The organism is Janthinobacterium lividum (genome assembly GCF_011601275.1).
GTDB lineage: Bacteria > Pseudomonadota > Gammaproteobacteria > Burkholderiales > Burkholderiaceae_D > Janthinobacterium > Janthinobacterium lividum_E.
The window spans coordinates 59781-76589 of sequence record NZ_JAAOLY010000004.1 but is presented as its reverse complement, the minus strand read 5'-3'; the positions used below and the strand labels follow the sequence as shown (position 1 = coordinate 76589).

18 protein-coding genes and 4 tRNA genes are annotated in these 16809 nt (G+C 63.2%); 14 read left to right on the top strand and 8 right to left on the bottom strand.

The features are described 5' to 3' along the window. Positions 1-21 precede the first annotated feature (21 nt). The 6 genes from tolA to GYK42_RS07520 all read left to right on the top strand — a co-directional run bounded on the left by tolA (position 22) and on the right by GYK42_RS07520 (position 4081). On the top strand, positions 22-1041 hold the full coding sequence (tolA, locus tag GYK42_RS07545; RefSeq protein ID WP_082127549.1) for a cell envelope integrity protein TolA: 1020 nt from the start codon (positions 22-24) through the stop codon (positions 1039-1041). Positions 1042-1046: 5 nt separating this feature from the next. Beyond that, positions 1047-2315 (top strand): Tol-Pal system beta propeller repeat protein TolB, encoded by a 1269-nt coding sequence (gene tolB, locus GYK42_RS07540; RefSeq protein ID WP_431190164.1) that lies wholly within the window; start codon positions 1047-1049, stop codon positions 2313-2315. A 43-nt stretch (positions 2316-2358) separates the two neighbouring features. Then, positions 2359-2880, top strand: a complete 522-nt coding sequence (pal, locus tag GYK42_RS07535; RefSeq protein ID WP_046682322.1) for a peptidoglycan-associated lipoprotein Pal — start codon at positions 2359-2361, stop codon at positions 2878-2880. Positions 2881-3014: 134 nt separating this feature from the next. Further along, the gene (gene ybgF, locus GYK42_RS07530; protein WP_166446996.1) at positions 3015-3773 is read left to right on the top strand and encodes a tol-pal system protein YbgF; all 759 of its coding nucleotides are present in this window, start codon (positions 3015-3017) and stop codon (positions 3771-3773) included. A gap of 67 nt (positions 3774-3840) precedes the next feature. Further along, positions 3841-3916, top strand: a tRNA-Lys gene (locus GYK42_RS07525). An 89-nt stretch (positions 3917-4005) separates the two neighbouring features. Beyond that, positions 4006-4081 (top strand) — tRNA-Lys (locus GYK42_RS07520). A 111-nt stretch (positions 4082-4192) separates the two neighbouring features. Here the strand turns inward: GYK42_RS07520 and GYK42_RS07515 are convergent. The 3 genes from GYK42_RS07515 to GYK42_RS07505 form a co-directional block, all read right to left on the bottom strand. Then, positions 4193-5323, bottom strand: coding sequence for an acyltransferase family protein (locus GYK42_RS07515; RefSeq protein WP_166446995.1), 1131 nt, complete (start codon positions 5321-5323; stop codon positions 4193-4195). Positions 5324-5452: 129 nt separating this feature from the next. Then, positions 5453-6841 (bottom strand): hypothetical protein, encoded by a 1389-nt coding sequence (locus GYK42_RS07510; protein ID WP_166446994.1) that lies wholly within the window; start codon positions 6839-6841, stop codon positions 5453-5455. Positions 6842-6929: 88 nt separating this feature from the next. Continuing rightward, positions 6930-7247, bottom strand: coding sequence for an ArsR/SmtB family transcription factor (locus tag GYK42_RS07505; RefSeq protein WP_166446993.1), 318 nt, complete (start codon positions 7245-7247; stop codon positions 6930-6932). Between the two features lie 103 nt (positions 7248-7350). On the opposite strand from GYK42_RS07505, the gene GYK42_RS07500 reads away from it, so the two are divergent. Then, a complete protein-coding gene (locus GYK42_RS07500) occupies positions 7351-8439 on the top strand; it encodes an NADH:flavin oxidoreductase/NADH oxidase (protein WP_166446992.1) in 1089 nt (362 codons plus the stop codon). On the opposite strand, the gene GYK42_RS07495 is transcribed toward GYK42_RS07500, so the two are convergent. Then, a complete protein-coding gene (locus GYK42_RS07495) occupies positions 8433-9938 on the bottom strand; it encodes an MDR family MFS transporter (RefSeq protein ID WP_240943504.1) in 1506 nt (501 codons plus the stop codon). The genes GYK42_RS07500 and GYK42_RS07495 overlap by 7 nt on opposite strands. Then, entirely contained in the window at positions 9935-10393 is a 459-nt protein-coding gene (locus GYK42_RS07490) for a MarR family winged helix-turn-helix transcriptional regulator (protein WP_166446991.1), read from the bottom strand. Before GYK42_RS07490 ends, GYK42_RS07495 begins: the two co-directional genes overlap by 4 nt. Positions 10394-10513: 120 nt before the next feature. Here GYK42_RS07490 and GYK42_RS07485 point away from each other — a divergent pair. Beyond that, positions 10514-10589: transfer RNA gene (locus tag GYK42_RS07485), tRNA-Lys, on the top strand. Between the two features lie 72 nt (positions 10590-10661). Beyond that, positions 10662-10737 (top strand) — tRNA-Lys (locus GYK42_RS07480). Positions 10738-10791: 54 nt separating this feature from the next. On the opposite strand, the gene GYK42_RS07475 is transcribed toward GYK42_RS07480, so the two are convergent. After that, positions 10792-11577 (bottom strand): AraC family transcriptional regulator, encoded by a 786-nt coding sequence (locus GYK42_RS07475; protein ID WP_166446990.1) that lies wholly within the window; start codon positions 11575-11577, stop codon positions 10792-10794. Between the two features lie 66 nt (positions 11578-11643). On the opposite strand from GYK42_RS07475, the gene GYK42_RS07470 reads away from it, so the two are divergent. Both GYK42_RS07470 and GYK42_RS07465 read left to right on the top strand, forming a co-directional pair. Continuing rightward, positions 11644-11901, top strand: a complete 258-nt coding sequence (locus tag GYK42_RS07470) for a hypothetical protein (protein WP_166446989.1) — start codon at positions 11644-11646, stop codon at positions 11899-11901. 70 nt (positions 11902-11971) lie between these two features. Further along, the gene (locus tag GYK42_RS07465; protein WP_166446988.1) at positions 11972-12577 is read left to right on the top strand and encodes an IMPACT family protein; all 606 of its coding nucleotides are present in this window, start codon (positions 11972-11974) and stop codon (positions 12575-12577) included. 3 nt (positions 12578-12580) lie between these two features. Here the strand turns inward: GYK42_RS07465 and GYK42_RS07460 are convergent, their stop codons facing one another. Next, positions 12581-12970, bottom strand: coding sequence for a hypothetical protein (locus tag GYK42_RS07460; protein ID WP_166446987.1), 390 nt, complete (start codon positions 12968-12970; stop codon positions 12581-12583). 9 nt (positions 12971-12979) lie between these two features. Further along, positions 12980-13357, bottom strand: coding sequence for a nuclear transport factor 2 family protein (locus GYK42_RS07455; RefSeq protein WP_166446986.1), 378 nt, complete (start codon positions 13355-13357; stop codon positions 12980-12982). Between the two features lie 258 nt (positions 13358-13615). Between GYK42_RS07455 and GYK42_RS07450 the strand changes: the two genes are divergently transcribed. From GYK42_RS07450 to GYK42_RS07440, 3 genes are all read left to right on the top strand, one after another. Further along, positions 13616-15016 carry an L-cystine transporter gene (locus GYK42_RS07450; protein ID WP_166446985.1) on the top strand — a complete coding sequence of 467 codons (1401 nt, stop codon included), beginning with the start codon at positions 13616-13618 and terminating at the stop codon, positions 15014-15016. Between the two features lie 80 nt (positions 15017-15096). Continuing rightward, entirely contained in the window at positions 15097-15861 is a 765-nt protein-coding gene (locus GYK42_RS07445) for a histidine phosphatase family protein (RefSeq protein ID WP_166446984.1), read from the top strand. An 18-nt stretch (positions 15862-15879) separates the two neighbouring features. After that, complete coding sequence (locus GYK42_RS07440; protein WP_166446983.1) at positions 15880-16758, top strand: NAD(P)H-hydrate dehydratase; 879 nt, start codon at positions 15880-15882, stop codon at positions 16756-16758. Positions 16759-16809 lie beyond the last annotated feature (51 nt).

The window sequence follows — 16809 nt, the reverse complement described above, 5'->3', positions numbered from 1 at the left end:
CGTTTTTAGATAGACTAGACTTTGCAGAACAAACAAATCGACCATGTACTCGGCAAGCCCTACAGCGTGCCGCGCGAACGCAGCCGCTGGCCCTCGCTGGGCCTGGCGCTGGCGATGCATCTTGGCCTGCTGTTTTTCCTGTGGGTGGGCGTACACTGGCAAAATACGGAACCTGTCGCCGTCGAAGCGGAAGTGTGGGACATGAAAGTGCAGACGGCCGCGCCGCCGCCCGAAGTGGCGACGGAACCGGAGCCGACACCGGCCCCGCCGCCGGAACCGCAAGTGGAACAGCCGGCTCCGCCGCCACCGCCGCCGGTGGCCGCGCCCGAGCCGAAGGTCGACCTGCGCGAGGCGGAAATCGCCCTTGAGCGCAAGAAGGCCAAGCTGAAGGAAGAAAAAGAGAAAGCGGCAGCGGAAGAGCGCCGCAAGCAGGAATTGAAGGAACGCGAGGAAGAAAAGCGCGAACTGGAAAAACAGAAGCAGAAAGAAAAAGACAAGGCTGAAAAGCTGGAAAAAGAAAAGGCCGACAAGCTGGAGAAAGCCAAGCAGGCCAAAGAGAAAGAAAAAGCGGCGGAAGAAAAAGCCGAGAAAGAACTGTCCGAGAAAAAAGCGGCGGCTGAAAAGGCTGCCAAGGCGAAAAAAGCGGCGGAAGAGAAAAAAGCCGCCGACAAGGCGCGCGCTGCGGAAATGAGCCGCATCACGGGTGCGGCGGGCGCCGGCACGACGGGAACGGCCGCGAAAGCGACCGCGCCACGCAAGGACAGCGGCTATGTCGCTGCCCTGACGAGCAAGATCAAGAGCAATATCGCGTACAGCGGTAGCACGGATGTGCCGGGCAACCCGCGCGCCGTGTTCAAGATCGAGCAACTGCCAACTGGGGAAATTATTTCGGTCCGAAAGATTAAAAGTAGCGGCCTGCCGGCGTATGACAGCTCGGTGGAAAACGCCATTAATAAATCGTCGCCACTGCCGAAGAAAAAAGACGGCACCGTGGAACGCGAGATTGAACTCATATTCGAGATGAAGGATTTGCCTAAATGATGACCATGAAAAAAATGAGCTATGTCGTGCTCTGCGCCAGCCTGGTGCTGGGAGCGTCCAGCGCCCAGGCGCAGCTGCGCGTGGAGATTACGGGGATCGGCAGCAACCAGATCCCGGTGGCTGTCGCCAGCTTCGTCAATGAATCGGCGGCGCCGCAATCGCTGTCCGGCATTATCAAGGCCGACCTGGCGCGCAGCGGCGTGTTCAAGCTGATCGACGCCGATGCGCCCGTAGCGGAAACGGCACCCGTCAGCTATGAACAGTGGAAGTCGCGCGGCGCCGACGCGCTGGCGGCCGGCACCGTGCAAAGCATGGCCGATGGCCGCCTGGACGTGCGCTACAAGCTGTTCGACACCATCAAGGGCGCGCAGATTTCCAGCATGAACAATGCGGCCGCGCCGCAGTTCAACCGCCTGCTGGCGCACAAGATCGCCGACGACATCTATGAAAAGCTGACGGGCGTCAAGGGCGCGTTCGCCACGCGCATCGCCTACGTCACGCAATCGGGCCGCGAATACCGGCTGGAAGTGGCCGACGCCGATGGCGAAGGCATCCAGGTCGCCCTGCGCTCGAACGAGCCGATCATTTCGCCGTCGTGGTCGCCGGACGGCACCAAGGTCGCGTATGTGTCGTTTGAAAAGAAAAAGCCCATCGTCTACGTGCAAAACCTCGTGACGCGCCAGCGCACCATCGTATCGAATGAAAAAGGCAGCAATTCGGCGCCGAGCTGGAGCCCGGACGGCTCGCGCCTGGCCGTGGCCCTGTCGCGCGATGGCCATACCCAGGTCTATACCGTCAATGCCGACGGCAGCGGCTTGCGCCGCGTCAGCACCAGCAGCGGCATCGATACGGAACCCCAATTCTCGGCCGATGGCCAAAGCATCTACTTCACCAGCGATCGCAGCGGCGGACCACAAATCTACCGCATGTCGGTCAGCGGCGGCGAAGCCAAGCGCGTGACGTTTGGCGGCTCCTACAACATCAGCCCGCGGATCTCGTCCGACGGGAAGACACTTGCTTATATTTCCCGTCGCGACGGCAATTTCCAGCTCTACGCGCTCGACCTGGCTAGTGGCCAGGAACTGCGCCTGTCGGACACCGCCAACGACGAATCACCGAGCTTTTCGCCCAACGGGAAATATATCATGTACGCGACCGAATCCGGACGACGCAAGTCGCTGGCAGTGGTATCGGTGGATGGCCGCGTCAAACAGCGTTTGACTACGCAAGCTGGCAATATCAAGGAGCCCACATGGGGTCCTTTTATGAAGTAAATGCTGTACAGTTTCACCTTTAACCATGACCCGGAGAATAAAAATGAGTAACTTTAAAAGTTTGGCTTTCATCGCCGCTACCGCAGCTCTGCTGTCCGCCTGCAGCACCCCAGTCAAAGTAGCCGAGACCCCAGTGGTTGAGCGCGCTCCTGAAAAAGTCGCAGCTCCAGTTGACACCCGTCAAGTTCAGCCAGTAACGACCGCATCGGTCGATCCACTGGACGATCCAAAAGGCGTGCTGGCCAACCGCAGCATCTACTTCGACTTCGACAAATACGTCGTGCGCGAAGCGGACACCCCAGTCGTGCAAAACCACGCTGGCTACCTGGTGAAAACGCCTAGCCGCAAGATCCTGATCCAAGGTAACACCGATGAACGCGGTGGCGCTGAGTACAATCTGGCCCTGGGTCAGAAACGTGCTGAAGCCGTGCGCAAGTCGATGGCAGCCCTGGGCGTGCCAGAAGGCCAAATGGAAGCCGTGTCGCTGGGCAAAGAAAAGCCTAAGGCACAAGGCAGCAACGAAGCAGCATGGGCAGAAAACCGCCGCGCTGACATCGTTTATTGATGTTGACAGGTGAGCGCGGCAGCATTGGCGCTTACCTAACTGGCCAGTCATAGGCATAATAATGGGGCGCAGCGCGGTGATTCACCGCCCGGCGCCCCGTTTGCATGTTTGCGTAACCTTAGAAAGCCCGACCCATGATGACATTCTCGAAAGCCGGCGTCGCCGCCGCCTTGATGGCCGCGTTTGCCTACCTGCCCCTGCACGCCAACGCCGCCCTGTTCGATGACGACGAAGCGCGCAAGGCTATCCTCGAGCTGCGCGCCAAGGTCGACGCCATGGCGCGCGACCTGAACAGCCGCGTCGACACCAAGGCGGACAAGACCAGCACCCTGAGCCTGATCAACCAGCACGACCAGACCATGCAAGAGATCGCCCGCCTGCGCGGCCAGATCGAAGTACTGGGCAACGACCTGGCAAACGTGCAAAAGCGCCAGAAGGATTTCTATACCGACATCGACGCGCGCCTGCGCAAGCTCGAGCCGCGCCAAGTCACCATCGACGGCCAGGAAGCGGCCGTGGGCGTATCCGAGCAAAGCGCGTACGAATCCGCGTTCGGCCTGTTCAAGTCGGGCGACTACAAGGGCGCCGTCACGGCCCTGGACGGCTTCGTCAAGCGCTATCCGGAATCGGCCTACGCTGCCAACGCGCAATACTGGCTGGGCAACGCCTATTACGCCCAGCGCGACTGCAAGAGCGCCATCACGGCCCAGCAGGCAGTGCTGAAAAACTACCCGGACAGCCCGAAGGCGGCCGACGCCATGCTCAACATCGCCAGCTGCTATACGGAGCTGAAAGACAAGCCGAACGCGACCAAGACGCTGAACGCTCTGATCTCGCGCTACCCGGACTCCAGTGCGGCCCAGGCTGCCAAGGAACGGGGCGGCAAAAAGTAAAAGCGGGGAAAAAGTTGCCCGTTAGGTTTGACAGAATCCCGGGCACCCCCTATAATCTTTCTTCTTCGGGTCGTTAGCTCAGCTGGTAGAGCAGCGGACTTTTAATCCGTTGGTCGCAGGTTCGAATCCCGCACGGCCTACCACGAATACGCAGTACTGATCTGCTTGCGAGTTGTTATAGCAAGCATTTTTTTACGGCACAGTGTTACCGAAGTTGTTGTAAAAAGTTTTTGGGTCGTTAGCTCAGCTGGTAGAGCAGCGGACTTTTAATCCGTTGGTCGCAGGTTCGAATCCCGCACGGCCTACCAAATACTTCAGAGAAGCCAACCGTTCGCGGTTGGCTTTTTTGTTTTGCACAATAGAAACGCTCAGCGTTATCCCCGGAAGGCGCGTACCATCGGCACGCCAGGCCTTCGATCCTAACGCGACGCCAGCACCGGCCGTCCGGCCAGATGCGCCACCACGCTACCCACCACCCGCCCCAGCGGCACTTCCACCCAGCGGTAAAACGCAGCACCGGCCGCCAGGCTGGCGCCCCAGGCTGTCAGCATGCCCAGCGCCTGCCACTGCGGCGCCAATGGAACATAAGTAATAAATAAGGCATTCACCAGCAGGCTGACGGGAAAGTGCACGAGGAAGACGGCATACGAGATGCGCCCCAGGGCATTGACGACGCTCCAGGCGCGGCCCCGGGACGGCGTGCGGGCGCGGCCAAACAGGAACAGCGCGCAGGCAACGATCAGGGCCAGCGCAATGCGGCTACGGTAGTCGACGGCCAGGGCCAGCAGGACGGGCACGGCGGCCATGGCCATGAGCATCGTCATGGCACCGGGTTTGCGGGCCGGATCGCTGGCCCACCAGGCCATGAGCCCCAGGCCATAGCTGCCGAAGAAATACGGCGCCCAGTTGTCCCAGCCCGCATCGAGATTGAAATACAGCAGGGAAAAGGTGATGCCCACGGTGACGGCCAGCGGCATCAGCCATTGCCGGCGCCGCTGGCCCGCCAGGCGCCCGCCCAGCCACAGCAGCGATACCGTCAGCAGGTACAGCTGGAAATCGATGGCCACGTACCAGGCGCCGGCAGACAGCGACTCATAACCCAGCACGCCGTGCAGCAGCAAGGCGTGGGCGCTCAACTGGCCCAGGGTGACGGCGGCCGACATGGAATCGTGTTGCATCCAGATGCCGGCCACGGGCGCGATAATGGCCGCGAGCAAGGTGGCGGCCAGGAAAGGTGGCGCCAGCTTGGCATAGCGGCGCCAGATGGCCTGCAGCGGGGTAGCGATGCCAGGGTGGCCGGCGGGCGAGAGGGATTTGGCGACGAGAAAGCCGCCGATGACGAGGAATACTTGCACGGCAATGCGCGCGCTGCCGCCCAGCCAGCCCAGCAACTCGGGCCACAGGGGCTGCACGTAGTCGGACATGGGGCCGTAAAACGCCAGATGGTGCAACACGATCAGCTGCGCCGCACCCGCCTTCAAACCATTGATCCAGCCAAACTGCGGACGATGTGCCAGGTCCGCCTGTGATACCACTGCTGCTGCCGTCATGCCCTATCCTTGCCGTGCCAGGTAGTCTCGCCAGCCATGCGCGCAACAGGCGCGCGGCCGAGGATTTACCGAAAGGCCGACATGATAGCCGAGCCTGGCACTTCGGTGACGCGCGGCAGACGACCGAGATCAATCCCTGCGCGACAAATCGGCACGCAACAGGGTCTGGATCACGCTGCCGCCCTGCTCGTTCGCGCGCACCGCGACCGCCATGGACGGCATGACGAACAGCACGCCATCGTGCTCGTCCCAGGTATCGAGCAACTGCTCCAGTTCGCGCCCCAGCGATTCCGGCCGCTTGAGCCGCTGCGCCAGTTGCGCCTCGCACTTGCCGTCATTGCCAGTGCGGCGCGGACACTCGTCGACGCGCACGAACGGCGTCTTGCTCTCGCGCAAGCGCGCGGACAATTGCGCGGCCACCGCCGCCGGCGCGCCATCCAGATACAGATGGTAAGACGGCACACGGCAGCATCCCCCGGACAACAACAGCAAGCCGACCCTGGCGCCAAAAGCGGCCGCAGGGGCTACCGGCACGTAGGCAAACGGCGGCGCGTCGCCGCCCCATACAAAAGTCTTGCGCTGCTCGGCGGCGTCCGCCCCGCGCCAGCCGGGCAGACAAGCGGCATTCGCGGCGGCAAAACAGGTGCGGTAGCCCGTTTGATCGCTGATAAACAATTGCTCGACCACATTGTGCGCGCCGGCAGCCCCCGGCGCGACACCGTCCGGCCTGACCTCCCAGCTGCCCGCACCGTTCTTGTGCCATGCCAGCGCCGTGCGCGACCAGGCCCATAGCCGCTCGTAAGGATTGAATTGGTAGGTGGGCGCATCGGCCAGGTAAATTCTCGGCAGCGGGATCGGGTCGCGCCGCTTGCCGTCCGCATCGACAACCAGCACCACGGACGGCGCATACTCGCTGTCGACAAACGCAAATGATGTCCCATCGGGAGAGATGGCCGCCAGGACTTGGGCGTGCAGATCGACGCTACCCTCTGGCGGACTAGGCAGCACGGTGGTTTTCAGCGGCAAGCCACGCAACAGGAAACCGGGGCGCTGGTCGACGGGAAAATAGCGCACGCCGGGAGACAGGGGGAAGCCATGCATGTACGTCTCGTTACCACGGTAGCCGTATTCCGACGCCGTAATCTTCTCGACCACGGCCTTGCCCGCCTGCTCGTGGACCAGCGCCAGCATGCCGTCGTCTTCCTGCCGCTTGACGAAATACACGGGCTGGGCGAAATCGGTCCAGCGTTCGATGCCTTCGGTAGCCTTGACGACGATTTTGTCCTTATGTATCAGCCGCATGGAGTGATTCTCGGTGGACATCAGGGAGCCGCCGCCCTGGCGGTACTCGACCGACAAGGCGGCAAACCGCCCGTAGGTATCGGCCCTGGTCACCTTTTCGCCGCGCCGGAGCAAGGCGGCATATTCGCCCGTGGCCGGCTCCGTGTAAGGCCAGCAGCCAGTGAGCACTACGAAAGCGGTGGCGCAGCACCAGCGATACCGTGCGAAAATTTTCATGCGTCGTCAGCCCTTCAGGTCAGGACTGCCCGCCCATGCTGCAAATTCGGCAATCTTGCAGGCATTCTACGGCAGATTCAGGACTGGCTCAGGGCTGATTCGCTTGCGGCTGCTGCGCGAGGATGGCGTCGAGCAAGCCGGGAAAGCGGCTCTCGACATCGGCGCGGCGCAAGGTGTTCATGTGCGTCGTGCCCGCGTTTTCCGTGTAGACGAGGCCCGCTTCGCGCAAGACCTTGAAATGGTGGGAAACGGTCGACTTCGGCCGTCCGCCGTCCAGGTCGCCGCAAGCGGCCGCCTCGACCCTGGCCAGGTGGCGCACGATGTCGAGGCGTATGGAATCGCTCAAGGCGTACAGAACGCGTTCAAGTACGAATTCGCTGGCGGGAGGATGTTTGTGTGGACGCATGAGCAGAATCATACAGCATGCGCTATACTAATTCCATTCTTCGAATATTTACGAACTACAGAATCAGCATTTCCCTACACCACCAACAAACACAAAGGCCACCATGTCCGCCCTCTTCCAGCCCTATACCCTCAAAGACATCACCCTGCGCAACCGCATCGCCGTGCCGCCCATGTGCCAGTACATGGCCGTCGATGGCGTGGCCAACGACTGGCATCTGTCGCACTACGCGGGCATGGCCCGTGGTGGCGCCGGCCTGGTGATCGTCGAAGCGACGGCCGTGGCGCCGGAAGGCCGCATCACGCCCGGCTGCACGGGCATCTGGAACGATGACCTGGCGCAAGCCTTCGTGCCTGTGGTGAAAGCCATCAAGGCGGCCGGTTCCGTGCCCGGCATCCAGATCGCCCACGCGGGCCGCAAGGCCAGCGCCAACCGCCCGTGGGAAGGCGACAACCATATCGTCGAGGGCGACGCGCGCGGCTGGCAAACCATCGCGCCATCGGCCATCGCCTTTGGCGGCGGCCTGCCGAAAGTGCCGCGCGCCATGGACCTCGACGATATCGCCCGCGTGCAACAGAACTTCGTCGACGCGGCCGTGCGCGCCCGTGAAGTGGGCTTCGAGTGGCTGGAACTGCACTTCGCCCACGGCTACCTGTCGCAAAGCTTCTTTTCCGCCCACTCAAACCAGCGCAACGACATCTATGGCGGCAGCCTGGAAAACCGCAGCCGCTTCCTGCTGGAAACATTGAAAGCCGTGCGTGCAGTGTGGCCCGAGCACTTGCCGCTGACCATCCGCTTTGGCGTGCTGGAATTCGACGGCCGCGACGAGCAAACCCTGCTTGAATCCATCGGCCTCGTGCGCCAGTTCAAGGATGCCGGCATGGATATGCTTAGCGTCAGCATGGGCTTCACGATTCCCGACGTGTCGATTCCCTGGGGCCCCGCCTTCATGGGCCCGATTGCCGAACGCGTGCGCACGGAGGCGGGCGTGCCTGTCTCGTCCGCCTGGGGCTTCGGCACGCCAGCCATCGCAGAGCGAGTCGTCAAGGACGAACAGCTCGACGTGGTGATGGTCGGCAAGGCGCACCTGGCCAATCCGCACTGGGCCTATTTTGCTGCCAAGGAACTCGGCGTGGAGCGCGCCTCGTGGACACTGCCGGCGCCGTACGCGCACTGGCTCGAACGCTACTGATCGTCCTTCGCCTTCACCGCTGCCGGATGCCCCTCCAGGGGCAGTTCCGGCAGGAACAGCAAGGCGACCAGTCCCAATAGCAGCAGCACGGCGCCGGCGCCAAACACGCTGGCGATCGCGTGGCGGTACACTTCCACCGTCTGCACGGCCGCATGCGCGCCCAGCGCCGAGACGGCTTCCACGCCATGCTTGTGCAGCTGGTGCGCAAGAATGGCGCCAGACGCCGTCACGCCCAGCAAGCCGCCCAGCGAGCGGAAAAACGCCAGCATGGCCGTGCCCACGCCGCGGCGCGCCAGCGGCAAGGCATTCTGCACGGCGATCGTCATGTTCGGCATCACCAACCCTAATCCCGTGCCGAGCAGGAAGATGGCCGGCTCGATGATCCAGTAGCCCTGCGACGTTGCCATGGCCCAGGCCAGCACGGCAAACGCCACGACCGCCACCGCCAGCCCCGCCACCTGCACCATCTTGTACTTGCCCGAGCGGGACAGCACGCGTCCGTTGAACATCGATGACGCCACCAGTCCCACCATCATGGCCACTGTCATCACGCCCGATTCGGCCGGACTGGTGCCCATCACCAGCTGGAAGAACAGGGGAAAGAAGACGCTGGCGCCCATCAGGCCCATGAAGGTCACGGCCATCACCAGGCTGGCAATATTGAAAGTGCGGTTCTCGAACAGGTCGGGCGGCAGCACGGGTTCATCCACCTTGCCCACGTGCACGGCCAGCCAGATACCCAGCAGCACGGCAATGCCGCCGCACACCTTGATGGCCAGCGCATCCCACGGCCACTCGGTGCCGCCCAGCGCCAGCACCAGCAGGGCCGCCGTGATGGCGCCCGTCAGCAAGGCCGAGCCCAGATAGTCGATCTTGTGCGCATGCATGCGCGCCGGTTTACGCATGGCGCGCGCGATGATGACAAAGGCAGCCGCGCCGATGGGCAGGTTGACATAGAAAATCCAGTGCCACGACAAGGCATCCGTGATGACGCCGCCCAGCACGGGACCGAGCACGCTGGTGACGGCGAACACGATGGGCACCATGCCTTGGCGCTTGCCCCGTTCGGCCGGCGGCACGATGTCGCCGATGATGATTTGCGCCAGCGGCATGAAGCCGCCCGCACCGAGACCCTGGATGGCGCGGAAAATGATCAGCTCCGTCATGTTCTGCGCCAGCCCGCACAGCACGGACCCGAGCAAAAAGGTCAGCAGGGCCGTGAAGATCATGGGGCGGCGGCCATACTGGTCCGCCAGCTTGCCGTACAAGGGCATGGTGGCCGTCGAGGCCAGCACATACGCCGTCACCACCCACGACAGATGCGCCATGCCGCCCAGGTCGTCGACGATGCGCGGCAAGGCCGTGGCAACGATGCTCTGGTCCAGCGCACCGAGGCCCAGCACGGCCATCAAGCCCAGGTAGATGGCGCGCACTTCGCGCTCGGTGACGGGTTTTACAGCGTCTTTTTCTGCGCCTGCGGCGTGATCGTGGCCGCTCATGTTTGTCCGATCTCAAGCAGCGGCTGTATGGCCGCTTCGAGCGCATCGATCTGCTGCGGCGTCAGACGGGCAATGCGCTGCGCCAGCGCATCGCGGCGGCGCGCACGCAGGGTTTCAAGTATCGCCAGGCCTTGCGCGGACACCTGCAGCCCCGAGCGGCGCCGGTCTTGCGGATCGGGCGCGCCGCGCTCGACCAGCCCAGCTTCTTCCAGCGACTTGACCTGGGCGCTGACGGTCGGCCCACGTACGTTCTGCAGCCGCGCCAGCGCGGCCACCCCGATACCGGGCTGTTCGTGAATCAGGGCCAGCAGCATGTATTGCATCATCGATACGCTGCCTTCCAGCTCGCCCCCTTCGCGCTGCATGGAGCGCAGCAGGCGCTTGAACGCCGTGCGCAATTCATCGGACAGCGCCAGCGCGCGTTCGGGGATGGGAAGTTCTTCAGTAACGGGCATGAAAGGATATGAATAGGTAGGCTACCTACCTATATTAGGCCGTATCTGGGCACAGCGCAAGGCTTTTTTCCATCCCTACCCTTCCCAAAACCGGCTTTGGCCGTCATAATAGCCGCCCTTGGGTCGTTAGCTCAGCTGGTAGAGCAGCGGACTTTTAATCCGTTGGTCGCAGGTTCGAATCCCGCACGGCCTACCAAGATTCAGTCGTCATCATGGCAAGCATGTTGATACGGCACAGCGTTACCGTAGTTCAGTTGTAAAAAGTTTTGGGTCGTTAGCTCAGCTGGTAGAGCAGCGGACTTTTAATCCGTTGGTCGCAGGTTCGAATCCCGCACGGCCTACCAAATACTATGAAGAAGCCAACCGTTCGCGGTTGGCTTTTTTGTTTTCCGGGCCAGTTATGCCATCGCCTCGCCATACCTGCCCGGCGTCACGCCCATCACCCGCTTGAACATGGCGATGAAGGCGCTGACGGTCTCGTAGCCCAGGTCCAGTGCAATCGTCGTGACGGGCTGGCCGGCGGCCAATAGTTCCAGGGCGCGCAGGATGCGGGCGCGCTGGCGCCAGGCGGACGGGCTAAAGCCCGTCTCGAGCGTGAAACGGCGGGCCAGGGTGCGCGGCGACACGCCGGCCCAGGCGGCCAGCGCTTCCACGCTCCGCTCATCGGCCAGGTCGTCAAGCACGGCGCGCGCCACGCGCAGCAGGCGCGGGTCCGTGGGCAGGGGCAAACCGAAGGATTCGTGCGGCGAGGCGGCGATCTCGTCGAGGATCACGCCCGCCACCCGGACTTGCCGCGCGTCCAGCGCGCCCTCGTCCCAAGTGCTGGCGCGGCCCACCGCCTCGCGCAGCAAGCCCGAGACGCGCATCACGCAGGGCGCGGCGGGCAAGCCGACGCAACTGGCCTCGTCCACATACACGCTCCAGCCCGCAAACGGACCATGCGAACGCAGCCCATGGACGTGATGGGGCGGCATCCACACGCAGTGGCTGGCCGGCACTACCCACTGTCCGCTGTCGGCGGCAACGGAGAGCAAGCCACGCGCGGCGCCGAACAACTGGCCGCTGGCGTGGTGGTGCGCCGCCGTCACCCGTTCCTGCGGCTGGGCAATGCGCATGGCGCGCAGCGGCGTTGGCGAAGACGGCGATGGCGGCAAGATTGGCGGATTTGGCGTATCGAATGACATAAACAGCGCAGGCAAGACAATCCGGTCATCATACAGTGAAGTCTTTCCACCTTTCAGGAGTTCACCATGCGCGCGGAAGACGTACTGCCGGATCAACAAAACCAGGGCCAGTTCAATGGCGTCACCGTGCGCAAGGGAACGGTGGGTGCCTTCCTGTCCAATGCCAAGGTATGGCTGGACGAGTCCCGCAGCAGCGCCGAACGGAGCATTGCCGAGCGCGACATTGTCGACGCCCTGCCCGCCCTGCACGCGCTGGGGCTGTTCGACATTGTGCAAGTGCGCGACGCGGCGCTGCGCGAACTGGTGGGCAGCGCCGCCGCATGAGGGGGGGGGCTGACTCGTCTCGGGCGCGCATTTCCTCTATCATGCTGCTTTGCCCGCCTTCGCACCCGCCATGCCGTTTACCATTGCCGCCCCCGTCCACAGCGAATTGATCATCAAGAAAAGCCGTTTCATCGGTTGCGTGCAGCCGATGACGGACCGCGCCAGCGCGCAGCAGGTGGTCAATGATTTGAAGGCACAGCATCCGGGCGCCTGCCATGTGTGCTGGGCGCTGCTGGCGGGCGGGCAATCAGCGGCCGTCGATGATGGCGAACCGAGCGGCACGGCCGGACGCCCCATGCTCGACGTGTTGCGCCACCAGGACCTGGAAGGCGTGCTGGCGACCGTCGTGCGTTACTTTGGCGGAATCAAGCTGGGTGCGGGCGGCCTGGTGCGCGCCTACACGGACAGCGTGGCGCAGGCGTTGCTGCAGGCGGAAAAGACGGCTATCGTGCGCCAGCGAACCCTGCGCTGCAAGGTGCCGTATGCAATGGAAGGCATGCTGCGCCGCGAACTCGATGGCGCCTGCGCCACCTTGCTGAACGTGGAACACGCCGAGCACGTGCTGTTCGACTTCAGCCTGGCGGAAGCGGCGGCCACCGGCCTGCTTGCCCATCTGCATGAAGCGGGCAATGGGCGGATAGCCTGGCTGAAAGTGGAAGCCGAAGAGGAAGAATAAAATTTACAAGTTGGGCGGGCGCTTAATCTGCAGCAAGATGAAATGCGTCCACGCCAGCGCCGGCAGCACCAGCAACAGCAGCATCAGTCCGGCCGGCATGTCCGGCACGAAGCGCACGAAGCAGGCAAGAAAGCTGGCGATGGCCAGCCAGAAGCGCCAGTTGAACGCGTATGCCTTGCGCGCCACGGTCGCCAGCGCAATGCGCCAGAATTCCAGCAAGGCCCACACGCCGCCCGTCAGCAGCAGTGCGGCCAGGGCGTTGGCGCCGGGAGCGTCGGCCCAAGTGCGCACCAGGTTGTACAGCAGCACGGGATAGCCAGCCGTGATGGCCAGGGTGGCCGGGCCGGCGGCGATGACAGCTTCAAACAGCTGCCCTTTGGAACGATGATCCACTGAGACTCCTCAAGCCACGACGCCGGAATGGGCGGCGATCACTTGCAGCGCACCGGCCGCATCCTGCGCCCAGACGCGCGTAAAACGAAAGTCGCCATGCGTTTCCACATCGTGATAGCTGCCCGTCAGCTGCATGCGCACGGAGACGACGGCCACGTTGCCGTTGATACGCACATGGCGCTCGGACGCGCGCAGGTCCGTGATGGCCAGCAGGCGCTGCTCGTGCGCGGCCAGGTCCGCGTGCTTGCTCAGCAGATGCCCCAGGTGATTCGTAAACAGCAACTCGTCGGCCAGCAAGACATTCAACTCGGCCACGTCGGAGGCCATCATGGCCAGGCGCAAGCGCTCTTCCGCATCGAGTACCTGCACTTCCGTTAAAGCATTCATCTTTTTCCTTAAAAAATAACGCGCCAGATGAGCAAACCACCAAACGTGCCATGCTGGCATGAAATCTACCTTTTCACAATCATACGGAAGGCTTATGCCTGTGGAGCATATTTATATAGCGTAATATTCGCAGCGGTATGGCGCAAAACGCCCCCATAGTACTGTACAGTGCTTGCCCTTTCGCCCCAGGCTGGGGTAGCAATGACTTGTAGTAAAGTGCTCTCTGCAGTCTCGAATAAAACCAAGATAAGGCCCCTCATGGCAATTAACATCATCCTGAACCTGCTCGTTGCGTTGCTCGTCTTCGCTTTCATGTTCCATCAGCAACGCAAGCACGCGACGTTTACCGTGCGCGTCTTCACGGGCCTGGGCCTGGGCGTGCTGCTGGGCGCGGCGGCGCAAGCGCTGTATGGAGCCGGCTCGCCCATCATCGCGGGCACCAATGAATACATCGACATCGTCGGCAGCGGCTACGTCAAACTGCTGCAAATGATCATCATGCCGCTGATCATGGTCTCCATCATCTCCGCCATCCTGAAACTCAAGGACGCGAGCTCGCTGGGCAAGATCAGCGCGCTGACCATCGGTACCCTGCTCATCACCACGACGGTCGCCGCCGCGCTGGGCATTTTGATGGCCAAGCTGTTCGGCCTGACGGCCGTGGGCCTGACCTCGAGCGCCGCCGAAGTGGCGCGCGGCGTACAGCTGCAAGGCTCGCTGGAAACGGCGAAAGCCCTGTCCCTGCCGAAACTGCTGGTCAGCTTCGTGCCGACCAATCCCTTCCTCGACATGACGGGCGCGCGCAAGACGTCGACCATCGCCGTGGTCGTGTTCTCGATCTTCATCGGCATCTCGGCCACGGGCATCGCGACGAAAAAGCCGGAAATCTTCACCTCCTTCGAGCACTTCATGAAAGTGGCGCACGCCATCGTCATGCGCATGGTCACCCTGGTGCTGCGCCTGACGCCGTACGGCGTGTTCGCGCTGATGTTTGAAGTGGTGGCCTCGTCCAGCTACACAGACATCTTGAAATTGATCAACTTTGTCGTCGCCTCGTACAGCGCGCTGATATTGATGTTCCTCGTGCATTTGGCCATCATCGCCGGCGTGGGGCTGAACCCGCTGCGCTTCGTGAAAAAAGTCTTCCCCGTACTGGCCTTCGCCTTCACCTCGCGCACCAGCGCCGGTTCGATCCCGATGAGCGTGCAGACGCAAACCCAGCGCCTGGGCACGCCGGAAGGCATCGCCAACTTCGCCGCGTCGTTCGGCTCGACCATCGGCCAGAACGGTTGCGCCGGCATCTATCCGGCCATGCTGGCCGTCATGATCGCCCCGACCGTCGGCGTCGATCCCTTCACCATCAGCTTCCTGCTGCCCTTGCTGGCCATCATCACCATCGGTTCCGTCGGCGTAGCCGGCGTGGGCGGCGGCGCCACGTTTGCCGCCCTGATCGTGCTGTCGGCGATGGACTTGCCCGTCGCGCTGGCCGGCTTGCTGATCTCCGTCGAACCGCTGATCGACATGGGCCGTACAGCATTGAACGTGAGCGGCTCGATCACGGCCGGCACCGTCACCAGCCGGGTCATGGGACAGACCGACCTGGCCGTCTACAACAGCGACGACGCCCCCGACCTGGACGAGGCCGAACACGCCGCTTAAGAGCCTATCGAGCTGCGCGCCGCGCCTTGCCGCTTTCGTCTATATTTATTCCTCATAAATACAGAGAAAGGCGCGAGGCGATGGAACAGAAATGGCCGCAGCAAATCTGGATCGTGCGTCACGGCCAAAGTGCCGGCAACGTGGCGCGCGATGCCGCCGAAGCGGAAAAGCAGCTGTTGATCGCCATCGCCGAGCGCGATGTCGACGTCCCCCTCTCCGAGCTTGGTACCCGCCAGGCGCAAGCCCTGGGCGACTGGTTCGCCACCCTCCCCGCTGAACAACGACCGACCGTCGTGCTGTACTCGCCTTACGTACGGGCGCAGCAGACGGCGCAAGCCGTGCTGGCGCGCATCGATGAGGACAGCTTGAACTCCGTGGTGGCCGACGAGCGCCTGCGCGAAAAGGAATTCGGCATCCTCGACCGCCTGACTGTGCACGGCATCGCCAGCAAATACCCTGAACTGCATGAGCAGCGCCAGCACGTGGGCAAGTTTTACTTCCGCCCGCCGGGCGGTGAAAGCTGGTGCGACGTGATCCTGCGCCTGCGCAGCGTGCTCGATACCATCACCCGCGAATACCGGGGAGAACGGGTGCTGATCGTCGGCCACCAGGTCATCGTCAATTGCTTCCGCTACCTGCTCGAGCGCTGCGACGAGCAAGCCATCCTGGCCATCGACAAGGCGGCCGACGTGCCCAACTGCGGCGTCACCTCGTACGCCTTCAATCCCGCCCTGGGCAAGCACGGCAAGCTGCAGCTGGACCTGTGCAACTTCGTCGCGCCTTTGGTCGAATCGGGCACACCTGTCACGGCCCAGCCCGACATGCCGGCCGCGCCCAAATCCTAGTTTTTTCGGAGGCCATGCATGGACACCACCGACATCACCCCTACCCTGCTGCGTTCCTGGCCGTTGCCCATGCCGCAGCCCGATGGCGACAAGGAAGTGCGCGGCCATTTGCTGATCGTCGCCGGCTCGGCGGAAATGCCGGGTGCGATCCTGCTGGCCGCCACGGCCGCCCTGCGCGCGGGCGCGGGCAAGCTGACCCTGGCGACGGGCGCGTCGGTGGCGGCGCAAGTAGCCATCGCCATGCCCGAAGCGCGGGTCATCGGCCTGGACGAAACGGCGCAAGGCGGCTTCCGGCACGAAGCGCAACACCAGCTGGCGCCGCTGGCCGGCAAGGTGGACGCCGTGCTCGTCGGGCCAGGCATGTGCGACACGGCCGCCAGCTGCGAACTGATGCGCCATTTGCTGCCCCTGTTTGCCGACAGCCGCTTGATCCTCGACGCCTGCGCCATGCAAGTGGTGCGCAAGCCCGCGCACTTCCGCTTCGACCAGCCCGTGCTGCTGACGCCGCATGCGGGCGAGCTGGCCCAGTTGATGGGCCTGTCGAAGGACGCCGTGCTGGCCGACCCGCATGCCTGCGCCATGGACGCGGCGCGGCGCTGGAATGCCATCGTCGCCCTGAAAGGCGCGCTGACCGTCATCGCCATGCCCGATGGCACCAGCTGGACGCACGCAGGCGGCAATATCGGCCTGGCCATATCCGGTTCCGGCGATACCCTGGCCGGCATCATCACGGGCCTGGCGGCGCGCGGCGCGCCGTTGCAGCAGGCGTGCGCCTGGGGCATCGCCCTGCATGCGCTGGCAGGCGAACAGCTTGCTCTGCGCTTCGGCATCCTCGGCTACCTGGCGCGCGAAATCCCGGCCGAGATTCCCGCGCTGCTGCGCAATCTGGCGGCATAAAAACAACAGCATAAGCATATCCAGAAAGAATCGTTAGCGCTGGCGGGCGCC

Bases quoted from the DNA above. Each gene is read 5' to 3' on its own strand.
- GYK42_RS07515 (WP_166446995.1), bottom strand. From the start codon at position 5,323: ATGACGGCAGCAGCAGTGGTATCACAGGCGGACCTGGCACATCGTCCG.
- GYK42_RS07450 (WP_166446985.1), top strand. From the start codon at position 13,616: ATGGCAATTAACATCATCCTGAACCTGCTCGTTGCGTTGCTCGTCTTC.
- GYK42_RS07510 (WP_166446994.1), bottom strand. From the start codon at position 6,841: ATGAAAATTTTCGCACGGTATCGCTGGTGCTGCGCCACCGCTTTCGTA.
- tolB (WP_431190164.1), top strand. From the start codon at position 1,047: ATGAAAAAAATGAGCTATGTCGTGCTCTGCGCCAGCCTGGTGCTGGGA.
- pal (WP_046682322.1), top strand. From the start codon at position 2,359: ATGAGTAACTTTAAAAGTTTGGCTTTCATCGCCGCTACCGCAGCTCTG.
- ybgF (WP_166446996.1), top strand. From the start codon at position 3,015: ATGATGACATTCTCGAAAGCCGGCGTCGCCGCCGCCTTGATGGCCGCG.
- GYK42_RS07505 (WP_166446993.1), bottom strand. From the start codon at position 7,247: ATGCGTCCACACAAACATCCTCCCGCCAGCGAATTCGTACTTGAACGC.
- GYK42_RS07440 (WP_166446983.1), top strand. From the start codon at position 15,880: ATGGACACCACCGACATCACCCCTACCCTGCTGCGTTCCTGGCCGTTG.
- GYK42_RS07465 (WP_166446988.1), top strand. From the start codon at position 11,972: ATGCCGTTTACCATTGCCGCCCCCGTCCACAGCGAATTGATCATCAAG.
- GYK42_RS07490 (WP_166446991.1), bottom strand. From the start codon at position 10,393: ATGCCCGTTACTGAAGAACTTCCCATCCCCGAACGCGCGCTGGCGCTG.
- GYK42_RS07500 (WP_166446992.1), top strand. From the start codon at position 7,351: ATGTCCGCCCTCTTCCAGCCCTATACCCTCAAAGACATCACCCTGCGC.
- GYK42_RS07475 (WP_166446990.1), bottom strand. From the start codon at position 11,577: ATGTCATTCGATACGCCAAATCCGCCAATCTTGCCGCCATCGCCGTCT.
- GYK42_RS07470 (WP_166446989.1), top strand. From the start codon at position 11,644: ATGCGCGCGGAAGACGTACTGCCGGATCAACAAAACCAGGGCCAGTTC.
- GYK42_RS07455 (WP_166446986.1), bottom strand. From the start codon at position 13,357: ATGAATGCTTTAACGGAAGTGCAGGTACTCGATGCGGAAGAGCGCTTG.
- GYK42_RS07445 (WP_166446984.1), top strand. From the start codon at position 15,097: ATGGAACAGAAATGGCCGCAGCAAATCTGGATCGTGCGTCACGGCCAA.
- GYK42_RS07495 (WP_240943504.1), bottom strand. From the start codon at position 9,938: ATGAGCGGCCACGATCACGCCGCAGGCGCAGAAAAAGACGCTGTAAAA.